Origin of the sequence: Paenibacillus sp. Y5S-9 (assembly GCF_036894235.1) — a bacterium.
Lineage (GTDB): Bacteria > Bacillota > Bacilli > Paenibacillales > Paenibacillaceae > Paenibacillus.
Genome location: NZ_CP145887.1, coordinates 2436522 through 2451040 on the forward strand (window position 1 = coordinate 2436522; position 14519 = coordinate 2451040).

Below are 14519 nucleotides of genomic sequence, written 5' to 3' on the forward strand. Positions count from 1 at the left end.
TCCTCCTTGGTTCAAACCGAATGTTTGTGGATTTGAATTATTGTTTGCTTACATTGAAATGAGAGATCAGTTCTTGGAGTTCCTCAGACATGCTGTTAAGGCGTGTGGAGGAGTCTACCAGTGTTATCAAAGATGCTTTTTGCTCATCAACAGATGAGGAAATTTGTTCACTGCTGTTTGCTGTCTTACTTACGCTTGAAGACAAGTCATCTGCTGTAGCGGTCATTTCCTCCGTACCCGCAGAGATTTCCTCCGTCGCGCTTGATACTTCCTGAATCTGATTAGATACTTTTTTCGCTGCTTCTAAAATATCTTCGAACAGTTGTCCTGTTTGATCGGCTACGCTGAGCCCTGTATCTACTTCTGACGTACCTTGTTCCATAGCACGTACAGCTTGTTTAATTCCAGCTTGAATCTCTTGGATCAATACGCCAACCTGGCTGGTTGCTTGTTCAGACTGCTCGGCAAGTTTGCGTACTTCACCTGCAACAACTGCAAATCCTCTTCCTTCTTCACCAACACGAGCTGCTTCAATGGATGCATTAAGAGCAAGCAAGTTGGTCTGGCTGGAGATTCCCGAGATGATATTGAGAATATCGCCGATTTCCTGTGAACGACTCTCCAGAACCTCAATGGCAGAAGCGGTATTCTTAACCGATTCCGTAATCAGATTCATCTGTTCAGATACCTGACGGACAACGCTGTTACCTTGTTGCGAACGACGTTCCATCTCATAGGCTTCATCCGCTACACTTGCCGAGCTGCTGGCAATCGTCTGGATTACGGTAGCCATCTCGGACATGGCACGCGCACTATCCCGGGTTGCCTGTTCCTGTGAACGAATGTTGGAAGTGATTTGAGTCACATTATTATTGATAGAATCTGCATTCTCACTGTTGCGCTCGGAAACTTCATATAGTTCTTTGGCAGACTGATTTACTTCTTGTGATGTGATTTGCACTTTAACGATAGTATCGTTAATTTTGCGAACCATGGTGTTGAACTTCTCGTTAACGAGTCCCAGATCGTCTTTGCCTGTCGGAATGTTGACATTCAAATTACCCCGACTGACGTCATCAATTCCTTTGATCAAGTGACGGATAGGGGAAAGTGTATTTTTAACTACAAGGTATTGGATAATCAGGAATAACAGCAAGAAGGCCACAAGGATGATAATTCCGTTTTTGAGCAAGGAGTTTAGTCCTGCGGGTACGGCTGATGCATCTGCATCAATGGCAAAATATGAGAAAATCTTACCGTTGCTGTCTTTGATTGGATATGCAATGGTTGTCCATGTTCCGAAATCATCGGAATAAAATGTTGTGAATGTTGGGCGATCCGTATTAAGCATTTCTTTCAGTGCATTGGCTACAACGACCGGTTGCTCATACATGTCACCAATATTTACGTTCTCACTTTGAAAAGCCTCTCTTAGGTTGGTCGGCATCGCTACAAGGGAAGTTAATCTCTTGTTATCGCCACCGAGCTCAACACCGAAGATGTAGGCTTGTGCAATGTTAGGATAATATTCTTGCATCTCATCGAAATACGCTCGTAATTTCGTTTGTGTTGCTCCATCATAACTACCTTCCGCAATAGCAGCTTGTACCTCGGCAGGATTGATATCTTCAGCCCACTTTTTGGTAATTTGTTCCACTTGTCCGTGCAGTTGATCAACAAGAACTGTTTTTTGAAAATAGTAACTGCTTGCGATAAGTGCTACCCCGATGATAATGATATTAGTAAATGAGAGTAACAAATTTTTGGAGAAAAACGACATGCTTTTCCAACTTAATGATTTCACTAAATTCCACTCCTGATCTTCTTTAAATTAAGAAACTTTAGGGTTGCTTTGGTACAGTGAACTTAGATCATTCCGTGATCCCCTCCAAAGGAAATTTATGCGACCATGGTCTTGGTTTATCAGTCGCTTTCGTAGAGACTTATGTACCGTATGAACCATAGGTGTCTAATTATTAAAACACATCTATAATTAATATGTCGTATAAAATGTCGTTAAATTGAATAGTATCGTTAAATTTTTTTTAATATTTTACGTATTTATGGACATATCAGATGTATTATAGGTATTTAGAACTGTTTATTTTAAAATTTCCCATTTTTTAGCTTCATTCTGTATTCTATAACATGGTGGGTAAAAATACATCCTTCAACTAAACAAAAATATGATGGAAAAGATGCAACAGAAGGCACGGATATACATCGGAAGCGGTTTTATCTATAATAACTACATATGCATTTCTCAAATTATGAGCAGCGGGGGTTTATAGATGAATCTTAAACAGATAGCAGCAGAGCGTGCGGCAGAATATGTTGAAGATGGAATGAAGGTTGGATTGGGTACAGGTTCAACAGCTTATTATGCCATCTGCCGGATCGGTGAGCGGGTACGTGATGGATTGAACATTCAAGCAGTTGCCACTTCAGAGGCTTCGGACAAGCTTGCCCGTGAATGGGGGATTCCCATCGTCCCATTTGACCAGATTGGACGTCTGGATCTGACCATTGATGGCGCTGATGAAGTAGATCCCGAATTTAACCTGATTAAAGGGGGCGGCGGGGCTCTTTTGCGTGAGAAAATCGTGGCAGCCAATAGTGACAAATTGATTATTGTAGCGGATGGCAGCAAAGCCGTGCAAAAGTTGGGGAAATTCCCGCTTCCAGTTGAGGTTGTTCCATTTGCTTCTGAGTGGACCTTCCAGGCGCTCGAAAAATTGGGGTGTCAACCGCAATGGCGGATGGATGGACAGCAACGTTATCTGACAGACAACGGAAACCTGATAGCAGATTGCCACTTGGAGGCGATTGATCACGCTGCGGACCTTAATGTTCAATTGAACATGTTACCAGGTGTTGTTGATAACGGACTATTTGTGGATATGGCTAGTACAGTCATTCTTGCCAATGCGGACGGAAGTATTGAAGAGCTTCATCGTTCTTAATATGGAAGAGGGTGCTTTTCATCGTATGAAAGAACTGCCAATCGTTGATGGTGAACTTGTACTCAGGTGTGTGGAGAAACAGGATCTGAAAGAACTCTATGAATTGATCTACAGTGATGACGTACCTGAATGGAAGCAATGGGATGCACCCTATTACCCACTTAAACACGAAAGTTATGAAAGTTTTGAACAAGGTATGCTCAAACCTATGGACGTAGATCCAGGCGATTCCAAACCCGTATCAATCCGTATTATTGAATCCGACAGACAAATTGTGGGTACAATCAGCTATTACATAGAAGATGAGTTATCCATGTGGCTGGAAATGGGGATTGTAATATACAGATCTGTCCAGTGGGGACGCGGGGTTGGCACACGCTCACTTGTTATGTGGTCAAGTCATTTGTTCGAACAGATGCCTTTGGTTCGGGTTGGATTGACTACTTGGTCTGGTAATGAACGTATGATGCGTGCGGCTGTGAAAGCCGGATTACAGGTGGAGGGACGAATGCGGAAGTGTCGTATCGTTCGCGGGCAGTACTATGATTCAATTCGTATGGGGATGCTCCGTGAGGAGTGGGAGCAGAAGCTGGCCCCTCATACGAGCCGAAATGTAAACAACTGATGGAGGATTATTGAAATGCTGAACACGGAGGACAACCGGGAACTGTCTTTACAATTATTCGTAGTTCTTGTTCGGGCCTACAATTCTGTGACCTCACGTTCCAATCGGGACATCCAGAGTCACGGACTGAATACGACAGAATTTGGTGTGCTTGATTTGTTATATCATAAGGGACCGCAGGCATTGCAAAAGATTGGTGAAAAGGTGTTAATGTCCAGTGGTAATATTACGTACGTTGTAGATAAGTTGCAAAATAAAAATCTGCTGTTTCGTCGACCATCCAAAGAAGATCGGCGTGTCATTTACGCTGAGTTAACCGAGGAAGGAAGAGAATTGTTCACACAGATATTTCCTCAACACCATCAGGTCATCATTGATGCTTTGGAAGGACTTGACCCTTCCGAGAAAGTGGATGCGATTAAGATGTTGAAGAAGCTGGGATTGGCGGCAGAAGGGAAAACTGACTTGCGTTCATAACGCAGGTCAGTTTTTTTTGTAGATCTCGAAAAGTACAGGCTTATACTGGCTGACTGACTTGCAAGGACCTACATAATATAGGAAGATTGTTCTATACATTCATCGTGTGTAAAACATGATCATCGAAAGTTCATGTATAATAGAACAGAACGATTAAGAGCGGAATGGATGGATTGGATCAAGTAGAAGAACCTATCCCGATTGCAAGTTAGCTAACATCGATCTCATTCTGGATTAGTCACGAATGATGATGGAGATGTGATGCGGGTAGAGGAGAGGTGCATCTATGAGTCATCAAGAAGCAGGAGAACGATTGCTCCAAGAATCTGCGAACTTAGCTGATAAAATAACGGAGAAACAGTATCTCAGACAGCCCGATTTACTTGAGCGATTTGGCGAGAATGGAAAAATGCGAACCAAACAGGATTCGGAGTATAGCTTGAACTATTTGGCAGAAAGTGCGCTCGTACAGAGTCCAGGCCTGTTTACTCATTATATTGCCTGGCTGAAAGTTCTACTTGAGGGTTATAAGGTATCACCAGAAGACCTGGAAATTAATCTCAATCTGATCAAAGAGACATTGGAAGAAGAATTTGACCATCCGTCAAAGGCACTTTTGCTCGAGTATCTGGAGATGGGAATATATAGAACAACACACATGGAGTCACAGGCGGGTTATATCAACGAATCCATGCCATATGGAGATGCCGCGCAATCGTACTTGCAGTGTTTGCTTGAGAATAAACGGAAAGAAGCCTTCGAGATCATTGAAGCCCAGTTAGAAGCTGGGGTGACGATTCGTGATATTTATCGATATATCTTTCAGCCCACCCAATATGAAATTGGACGATTGTGGCAATGCCATCGTATCAGTGTGGGGCAAGAACACTTTTGTACGGCAGCGACCCAGTCATTCATATCACGTCTCTATTCTCGCTGGTTGATTCATACAGGTCAGAATAAAAAACTAGTGGCTACCTGTGTAGGCAGTGAACAACATGAGATCGGACTGCGTATGCTCACAGATGTGTTTGAGATGGAAGGTTGGGATACGCACTATCTGGGAGCCAATGTTCCCAATGGAAGTGTAATAGAGGCTATAGAGCGGCATCAGGGCGATGTTGTTGCGATTTCAGTTACGATGACGTATCACCTTCATCTGGCCAAAGAGTTGATTCATCTGATCCGTCATCATCCGGCAACGGCACGTGTGAAGATTATGGTTGGGGGATATCCCTTTAATATTGATCAGGAGTTGTGGAAAACGATAGGAGCTGACGGTTATGCTCCAGGAGCCGATGAAGCGGTAGCGGTTGCAGAACAATTACTGGCTCAGCCAGCTACATGTAATCAGCTTGATATGGTTAGGGATTAAGAGAGGGATGATGTGATGTCTAATGAGAGTGGAGAGATACAGAGGCTACGCAGAACGATTAAGCAGTTATCGGATCAGATGATCCGGAGTAAAGAGCAAGAGGAACGGACACTTACGGAATTCTCGGATATGAATAATGAACTGGTGACACTCCAGCGTATGCTTGCAAAGAACAATAACAGTCTTGAAGCTGCACGTCAGCAAGCAGTAGATGCAGGTGATTCAAAAATCGCATTTATTGCAGGCATCAGTCATGATTTTCGTACACCATTAAATGGCATATTGGGGATGGCTGAGATGCTTAAGTTGTCTCCCTTGTCTGAAGAACAGGAGAATTCCGTTTCCGTTATACAAGATGCTGCCAAACTGCTGCTTAAGCTGATTCAGGATCTTCTGGATCTGTCCAAACTTGAGGCGGGTCAGATGCGACTTGAACTGGGAGAAGTGGATCTGCAAGAGACGATAAACTATATTGTTCGTTTGCTCGAACCCCAAGTCAGAAAGAACGGAAATCAGTTATCCATAGACTGTGACCCCAGAATCTCTACTCCTCTTGAAGGGGATCCAACGAGGATTACACAGATACTGATCAATCTAATTCAGAATGCGAACAAATTCACATCAGAAGGTACGGTGCGGATACGAGTTACCCTTATGGAAGATGATGAGAGCAAACAAATGATCCGATTTGAAGTCGAAGACACGGGGATTGGTATCTCGGAAGAAGATCAGAACCAGTTATTTCAACCCTACATGCAGACTGAACGAGGACGCTCAAGTGAGTATGGAGGAACGGGCCTTGGATTATCGATCTGCAGGTCGCTCGTTACACTGATGGAAGGTCAGATTGGAGTAGACAGTCAGGAGGGTGAAGGATCAACATTCTGGTTCGAACTTACACTTGGTAAGAAAGACGGTAACCAGTCCGCTAACCAGTCTGTTGCTTCCGCTCAAGAGCATCAGGGGCAGGACATGGATGATAAAGCTTCTTCTGTATCTGTATTGCTGGCTGATGATAATGTCATCAACCGACAGCTTGTTATGTTACAGCTCAAAAAACTGGGAATAACCCAAGTGGATGCTGTAGTGAATGGGGAAGAGGCGATAGCTGCTTTTCTCAGCAAAAAATACAGTTTGATTCTCATGGACTATATGATGCCATTGATGGACGGTTTGGAGGCAACACGCAAAATCCGCTCGATAGAAATGGATGAAATGCGCCATACCACACCCATTATTGCAATGACAGGTAATGTCATGCAGGGAGAGAAAGACAAGTGTATGGAAGCCGGGATGAATGACTTTATTGGCAAACCCTTCACGCTGGAAATTCTGAGTAAGATGATCGAGAAGTGGCAGCAATCCTCCGAACCGACAGAGGTACTAAATATGAACATCGTGCATGAGATTGCGGAATTAAACACCGATGGCGATCGTACCCTCCTCGGTATGTTGTTGGACATGTATCGTACCGAGACACCCGGCAAGATTGAGGTGCTGCGCAGACATATTGTGTCCGGCGACCATGTTGCTGCAACCGAGGTAGCCCATGATCTGAAATCAGGGAGTCTGAGTCTGGGGATTCGTTATTTATCAACTTTGTTTGCCCAGATAGAGCAGTTTGCGAAGGAAGGTCAATCACGGAAAGCAGAACCTTTGCTGGATGCTTTGTTACCTGCCTATCAAGCAGCATGTGAGTCACTTCAACGAGTAAGTAAAGATTGAACATATCTTAATAAGGAAAGAGGGTAGAACTCGTTCATGTTATTTTACGTACTTGCAGTACTGGTACTGATCGTTCTTGCTCTTTTGTGGGCAGGTGGGCTTTATTTTTTCAAAACGGCCATTCGCCGTACACCAAAAACGTTTTTGGTGGATAACCCAAATCTGATGCCTGAACCGGACAATGAAATCATCAGCAGTGCTTCCGATCTGAAGTGGCTTGATGGTCAGCCTACAGAAGAGATATCTCTTCAATCACATGATGGATTAAAACTGCACGGTACATGGCTCAGTTCCAATAAAGGGTCGGATCAGACGGTTATTCTGGCACATGGTTATTCGGGGAGAGGCAGAGAAATGGCTGGTTTTGCCCGATTCTATGCTGAAAAGCATGGGTATAACGTGTTAATGCCGGATGATCGAGGTCATGGACAGAGTGAAGGTGATATCATCGGTTTTGGCTGGTTAGATCGGAAGGATTATGTCCAGTGGACCAACTGGGTGCTTGAAAAAGTGGGTACACAAGGGGAAATCGTATTGCACGGCATATCCATGGGAGGAGCAACCGTACTGATGACAGGTGGTGAAGCTCTGCCGACTCAGGTTAAAGCGATTGTGTCTGATTGTGCGTATACATCCGTGGAAGAAGAACTGACGTTCCAGTTAAAGCAATTATACAAGCTACCTGCATTTCCGTTTATACCTGTCACAAGTCTGATCTCCCGGTGGAAAGCAGGGTATTCCTTCAGAGAGGCTTCGGCTCTCAAGCAACTTGCCAAAGTCAACGTTCCTGTGCTGTTCATCCACGGTGAGGCTGATACGTTTGTACCAACGGAAATGGTGTACAGGTTGTATGAAGCTTGCCCAACCAAAAAGGAATTGCTGACCGTCCCTCGTGCGGGTCATGGCACAGCGTTTCAAGTTGACCGCACCGGATATGAGGCGGCACTGGAATCCTTTATGAAAAAGAATCTGTCGCCTGCGTTTAATTGATTTTTTTGTGACAATCTGGGTATTAAGTAGAAGATGCAAATCATTTTCTAAACGATGGGGGTGCTTTGATGGGAAATGAACAATTTGAGGCTGCACGAAAAGCAGAGGCAGGTTATCACTCCAACTTCTATCAGAACAATGAATTATTCGCCTCTGGTACCTGGATGTCGAGGCCCATGCCTATGGTGATGGATATGCTGGAACGTTTACTTGCTCATAAGGAGGACTTGCGTGTCCTCGATCTGGGATGTGGAGTGGGAAGGCATACGATACCGATTGCACAGCGTCTTGCAAAAACGAACAGTGAAGTCATCGGTGTGGATTTGCTTGACGAGGCTATAGATGGACTTCGCAAGTATGCGAAAGAATATCAGGTTGATCATCTCGTGCAGGCAGTGAAAGCAGATGTTGAACATTATGCTGTTGAGAAGGATTATTTTGATTATATTGCTGCTTGCTCATGTCTGGAACATGTATCGAATAAGCAAGCTTTCATGGAAGCGCTAGAGCGATTACAAGCGGGAACTCGAACAGGGGGCATTCATTGTATTACGATGAGTACCAATGTGGAGGAAAAAGAAATAAATACAGGCCGTGAGATTGAGCCGTTAATTGAGCTGAACCTGCCCACAGCCGAGGCGATTGCTATACTGGAGAAGGCTTACAAAGGCTGGAATATTCTGCTTCAGGAACATGTCACACAGACGATTGAAGAGGAAAAGTATGATGAGCCAACACAATTCCGATGTGAACTGCTTCGTTTTGCTGTACAAAAGCAATAAACTCTCTGCCGGGACCTGACAATGGACCCGGCACTCTTAATGTGTGGTCTGAAGGGAGATCGTTAAGGATGAATACATATGTAATAGGGATGGATGGAGGAGGGAGCCACACGCGTGTGGCTGTCGCAGATCAGAACGGGAAGATTTTATCCTATGTGCAAAAGAGTGGTTGCAACCGTTATCACGATACCAATGCCGAGCAAAATGTGCTGGAAGCTATCGCCGAAGCGATAACTCAGGCTGGACTCCAATCAGATCAGATCGCCTCCATCCAGGCAGGAATGGCAGGTCTGAATCAGCCTGAAGATACGATTTGGGCGGAGGCATTACTCGCTCGTACGAGGATTACAGGCAGGATCAGTGCGGTAAACGATACGCACATCGCACATACAGCGGCCTTCGATGGTGAGCCAGGTATTGTCGCTATTGGAGGAACAGGATCTCTGATCCTTGGCAGAACCGAACAGGGAGCTTGGCTCCGCAACGATCAGTTCGGTCATTATGCGCCGACAGCAGCACGTTTTTTAGCTTACGACACGGTTCATTCCATCCTCGCAGGACGTTATGGGCCGCAGGACCAAGCTTGGATTGAGCAGGTGTTGAAATATTGGGATGTTGCCTCAATTCGAGAACTCGCTGCGCTGGGGATAGCCGGTTTTGCCGAAAATAAACAGGCGACCAACCGGAAATTTGGTCAGATGGCGTCTATGGTGACTGAAGCTGCTGATCGGAATATTCCCCTCGCAGTTAGGGTTTGCGGCTCGGCAGCCGATACGGCTGTTGTGGGCATCCTGATGCTGGCATCCTGTTTCGATCAGCCCACAGTGTCCATTACGCTTACCGGAAGTTGTCTGAGTTCACCATATATGGTGGAGGCTGTTCAGAAAGGACTGGATGCTGCCAATATGCGCGAAGGGAAAAAAATTCAATACATATCCAGTAACTTGCCGGCAGTTGGGGGCGCACTGCTGGATGCCTATCATTTGGCGCAGATCAACGTATCGGATAACATCTCAACTATGCTTCAATCGGAGCTGAATCGGCCACACGACTTGAACTTTTAGAGGCTAACGACTACAATACGATAACGGAAACAAGCAAGGTATAGGAGGAATCAAGGTGTTAATTAATCTGAAATCACGCATACAGGAGCCGGAAGTACAGGAACTATTGTCCTACTCGGTCTTTCCTGATCCGGATCACTTGAACCGTGCGTTGCAACAATATGTAGAGAAAGACGAATTGCAAATGGGCGGTTACGAAGATGAGGGACAATTGATCGGTCTGATTGGATATGAGAAGACAGGAACAAGTGAGGTTACCATTCATCATATCTCGGTTTTGCCTGAAAACCGCTTTAAAAATTATGGACGTGGTATGATCTCACAACTGTTAGCAACATACAATCCTGATAGACTGATTGCTGAGACCGAGCTGGAAGCCGTCGAGTTTTATCGGAATACGGGGTTTGTGGTATATAGTCTGGGTGAATTATACCCAGGTGTGGAGCGATTCCGTTGTGTGCTTGAAAAAGAGGAAGATACAGACGAAGAGTAGCACAAAGGCTTTTTATTACTTTAAGAAATATATGAATTATAATCATTACAGGATGTTGGATTTGGCAATGAGCTGAGTCGGACGTCCTGTTTTTTTGTCGTTTTCATCAAAAAAACAGGAAAAAAGTATTGCTTTATAAGATTGTTTCATTATAGAATAGTTTCACAGAAGAATAGTTCGTTAAGTGAACTATATTGCGAAAGGAGAATGATGAATGAGCACACCGGATGCTAAAAGTCTTATTAATCGCTATTTGGATGCATCTTTCCTGATGACTAAACGATTTGATACCAGAATACGTGAACGTGTAGGGCAGATTTTGACGATGGATCAGTTCTGTTCACTTCGACTCATTAATGAGAAGCAGTCTTGTACACCCTCTGATCTTGCAGAACTTCTGTGCATAGGCAAGAGCAGTATTACTGCTCTGGTCAACAAGCTGGTGGATCGGGATCTGGTCCATCGAGCCGGAGATGAACGTGACCGCCGGGTCGTATATTTGACGCTGACAGAGACCGGAAGTCAGGTGTACAGGGAGACAGAACAGGAAATACAGCAGATTCTGGAGCCGTATCTGGTTCATTTTACACCGGAAGAGGTTCGTAATTTCATTGAATCTTTTGAGAAGCTTGCAGCTTTGTTATCGCATGAAGGAGGACGGGAGAACGAATGAGAACGATATTGAAAGCACGATGGTGGTTGATGGGGTTATGGGTAGTTGTAGCTGCCGTATTGATGTTTACTGCCCCTAACATGAGTGAACTGATTCGGGAGAAAGGACAGATTTCGGTTCCTGAAGGATACTCGTCGACCAAGGCATCAGCGATTTTGGATGAAGTTGCAGCACAAAGAGGAGAACAGCAGGGCAGCCAGATTGCCCTTGTATTTTATAATCCCGATGGTCTGGGTACCACGGGAAAACAAGAGGCAGAGAAGGCTGTTAAGCAATTGGAGGCCGAAAAAGAGAAGCTCGGCATTCTGTCCATTCTGGAACCTTTCTCTCAGCCTGAATTGTCCGAGAAGATGATCTCGGCTGATGGCAAAACGATTCTAACGTCGCTATCCATTGATCAGGGAGATCGTACGGTCAAGGAAATGCGGGAAGACCTGAATGAAGCATTGAAGACCGTCAATGTGGAGCACTACATAACCGGTAAAGGTCTGATTGACGAGGATACCATTGAAAGTTCCCAAGAGGGGCTTAAGAAATCGGAATATATTACCGTTGTCTTTATTTTACTCATTCTGTTCCTGGTGTTCCGTTCGTTTGTAGCTCCGTTTGTACCGCTGCTGACGGTGGGCATCAGTTACATTGTATCGCAACAGATTGTTGCATTCCTGGTGGATGGTTTGGACTTCCCGATATCCACGTTTACACAGATCTTTATGGTCGCCGTCATGTTCGGGATTGGTACGGATTACTGCATCCTGCTGATTAGTCGGTTCAAGGAAGAACTGGCTCATCATGAGAATACGTGGGATGCCATCATTGCTACCTATCGTACTGCTGGTAAAACGGTACTCTTCTCAGCACTTGCCGTGCTGGTTGGATTCATTGCGATCGGCTTTGCCCAGTTTATCTTATACCGTTCTGCGGTTGCTGTAGCTGTTGGTATTGCAGTTATGATGCTTGCACTGGGAACTATTGTACCGTTCTTTATGGCAGTGCTTGGCAAAAAGATGTTCTGGCCATCCAAAGGTTCACTGGAACATGCCGAGAGCAAGATCTATGGTGCAGCTGGTCGCTTCTCGCTGAAACGTCCATGGGCTGCGTTGCTCATCATTGCAGCAGTATGTGTTCCTCTTCTGGCAACCTATGATGGCAAACTGTCGTTCAACAGTCTAGATGAGATTGGTGAGAAGTATGATTCAGTAAAAGCGTTCAACATTATCTCCGACAGCTTCGGTCCGGGCGAATCACTTCCAAGTCAGATCGTCATTCAGAACGATGAAGCGATGGATAATGCGAAGTATATGGCCGTAGCTGAGAAAATCAGCCGGGAAGTTGAGAAAGTACCCGGGATCTCCGGTGTCCGTAGTATGACACGACCTACGGGTGATGAGATCAAAGATTTTGAAGTTACACAGCAAGTGGGAACATTATCGGATGGACTGGGTGAAGGCAAGACGGGTCTCGACAAAATCCGTGATGGTCTGAGTGAAGCCAGCAGTCAGCTAAGTAAAAATGAACCACAATTAAAAGAAGCTGCCGCTGGAGCAGGGGAACTTACCAAAGGGACCTCCCAGTTGCAATCAGGTATCACGCAACTCAGCGAGGGACTTGGGCAGATTGAAAAAGGGATTCGAGATGGTTCTGCAGGTGCGGGTGATCTGAAAGCCGGACTTCAGCAAGCCAAAACGAGTGCAGATCAACTTGCACAAGCGAACAATCAGTTACTTGAAGCCTATCGTCAGGCGGGAGCTGGTGTCGCTGCACTCGGGGAAGGAACTCGTGAACTGGAGCAACAGCTGAGCGGGGTTTCAACGGCTTTGACCAGTCTCACGGAATCCTTCACAGCACTTGAAGAACGTTATCCTGAATTACAGCAAGATGCTGACTACCAGCGTATCAAAGGTACGATTGGTGAAACAGGTTCTGGTACAGCGCAGCTCGCCCAAGGTTTGGGGCAGATTCAGACCAAGCTGGGAGAAGCCGCTGCTGGAATTAATCAGGCCAATGAAGGTTTTGCCTCCGCAGCAGCCGGACAGAAGGCTCTTGCCGATGGTCTGAGCCAAATTGTGACGGGAATCGGTCAGTTGCAGTCCGGTCTCAACCAGGCTGCTGATGGTCAGGGTAAAGTGATCAGCGAAATCCCTTCCATCCAGGATGGTCTTGGTCAGCTTCAGGGTGGACAGGAGAAAATTCAGCAAGGTTTCTCAGATCTGAGTGGTCAGCTGACACAACTGACAGATGGACTGAACCAGAGTGTCGATGGCATCAAGCAAGTTTCGGGAGGATTGGATTCGGCACAAGATTATCTGACCGAGCTGCAGAATTCACCTGATTCGGATCTGGCAGGCTGGTACGTTCCTGAAGAAGCATTGAACAACAAAGACTTCAAACAGGTATTTGATACGTATCTGTCCAAAGATCGTAAAACGATGACGATTGACGTTATTTTCGCCGAGAATCCATACGGAACAGAAGCCATTGATCGTGTTCCTGACATTGAGGCGGCAGTACATCGTGCGGTACAAGGCAGTGCGCTTGAAAAAGCAGACATAGCTGTAGGTGGCGTTACGAGTACGTTTGCAGATTTGCAGGAAATCTCGAATAACGACTATACACGTACTGTAATACTGATGCTGGCGGGTACATTTATTATTCTGGTTGTGCTGCTTCGCTCGGTCATTATGCCACTGTATCTGATCGTTTCCTTATTACTGGCTTATTTCACATCGATGGCGGTAACTGAAGTAGTCTTTGTTAATATCCTTGGGTTCGCAGGCATCAGCTGGGTTACTCCATTCTTCGGATTTGTCATGCTGATTGCACTTGGTGTGGATTATAGCATCTTCCTGATGGACCGTTTCAATGAGAACAAAGGCATGAAAGTACAGGATGCCATGTTGTACGCGATGAAGAACATGGGAACTGTTATTTTATCTGCCGCGGTCATTCTGAGCGGTACATTTGCTGCCATGTATCCATCCGGTGTTCTCTCGATGATGCAGATTGCCACAGTAGTCCTTAGCGGACTGATCTTGTACTCTCTGCTGTTCCTGCCATTCTTCGTTCCAGTGATGGTGAAGATGTTTGGCCGGGCCAACTGGTGGCCATTCCCGAACAAGGAACAATCAGATTCCGTTGATTCGGATCGGACCATAGGCATGTAATGCATTGCAATAAATCAGGCTCTGCCGCGTTATGCGGCAGGGCTTTTTTCTTTTTTTACCTCTACAGAGAAGAAATATAGTTTTATGCAAAAGAAAGGTGCATGCCTAAGGACACCATCCCGCGCCTTGTCTTGCCACTCATCATAAGATATAGAGCAGTTCATTATGGTTCAGAGAAATCACAGCAG

At 45.3% G+C, this 14519-nt stretch carries 12 protein-coding genes; 11 read left to right on the forward strand and 1 reads right to left on the reverse strand.

The window, feature by feature from the left end; genetic code table 11:
* Nucleotides 1–37: 37 nt before the first annotated feature.
* Complete coding sequence (locus tag V6669_RS10880; protein ID WP_091034997.1) at nt 38–1780, reverse strand: methyl-accepting chemotaxis protein; 1743 nt, start codon at nt 1778–1780, stop codon at nt 38–40.
* Between the two features lie 511 nt (nt 1781–2291).
* Here V6669_RS10880 and rpiA point away from each other — a divergent pair.
* The 11 genes from rpiA (at nt 2292) to V6669_RS10935 (ending at nt 14331) form a co-directional block, all read left to right on the forward strand.
* Nucleotides 2292–2963: a ribose-5-phosphate isomerase RpiA gene (gene rpiA, locus V6669_RS10885; RefSeq protein WP_047842431.1), complete on the forward strand. Its 672-nt coding sequence runs from the start codon at nt 2292–2294 to the stop codon at nt 2961–2963.
* Between the two features lie 25 nt (nt 2964–2988).
* A complete protein-coding gene (locus tag V6669_RS10890) occupies nt 2989–3588 on the forward strand; it encodes a GNAT family protein (RefSeq protein ID WP_338593751.1) in 600 nt (199 codons plus the stop codon).
* 15 nt (nt 3589–3603) lie between these two features.
* Nucleotides 3604–4065: a MarR family transcriptional regulator gene (locus V6669_RS10895; protein ID WP_017689273.1), complete on the forward strand. Its 462-nt coding sequence runs from the start codon at nt 3604–3606 to the stop codon at nt 4063–4065.
* 286 nt (nt 4066–4351) lie between these two features.
* Nucleotides 4352–5440 carry a cobalamin-dependent protein gene (locus V6669_RS10900; RefSeq protein ID WP_338593752.1) on the forward strand — a complete coding sequence of 363 codons (1089 nt, stop codon included), beginning with the start codon at nt 4352–4354 and terminating at the stop codon, nt 5438–5440.
* Between the two features lie 15 nt (nt 5441–5455).
* Nucleotides 5456–7165, forward strand: coding sequence for an ATP-binding protein (locus V6669_RS10905; protein WP_338593753.1), 1710 nt, complete (start codon nt 5456–5458; stop codon nt 7163–7165).
* A 36-nt stretch (nt 7166–7201) separates the two neighbouring features.
* Complete coding sequence (locus tag V6669_RS10910; protein WP_338593754.1) at nt 7202–8155, forward strand: alpha/beta hydrolase; 954 nt, start codon at nt 7202–7204, stop codon at nt 8153–8155.
* A gap of 68 nt (nt 8156–8223) precedes the next feature.
* Nucleotides 8224–8937, forward strand: coding sequence for a class I SAM-dependent methyltransferase (locus V6669_RS10915; RefSeq protein ID WP_338593755.1), 714 nt, complete (start codon nt 8224–8226; stop codon nt 8935–8937).
* 68 nt (nt 8938–9005) lie between these two features.
* Nucleotides 9006–10001 carry a BadF/BadG/BcrA/BcrD ATPase family protein gene (locus V6669_RS10920; RefSeq protein ID WP_338593756.1) on the forward strand — a complete coding sequence of 332 codons (996 nt, stop codon included), beginning with the start codon at nt 9006–9008 and terminating at the stop codon, nt 9999–10001.
* Nucleotides 10002–10056: 55 nt separating this feature from the next.
* Complete coding sequence (locus V6669_RS10925) at nt 10057–10494, forward strand: GNAT family N-acetyltransferase (RefSeq protein WP_036609514.1); 438 nt, start codon at nt 10057–10059, stop codon at nt 10492–10494.
* Nucleotides 10495–10708: 214 nt separating this feature from the next.
* A complete protein-coding gene (locus V6669_RS10930) occupies nt 10709–11167 on the forward strand; it encodes a MarR family transcriptional regulator (protein ID WP_338593757.1) in 459 nt (152 codons plus the stop codon).
* A complete protein-coding gene (locus V6669_RS10935; protein WP_338593758.1) occupies nt 11164–14331 on the forward strand; it encodes an MMPL family transporter in 3168 nt (1055 codons plus the stop codon). The genes V6669_RS10930 and V6669_RS10935 overlap by 4 nt, the downstream gene beginning before the upstream one ends.
* The last annotated feature ends 188 nt before the right edge of the window (nt 14332–14519 follow it).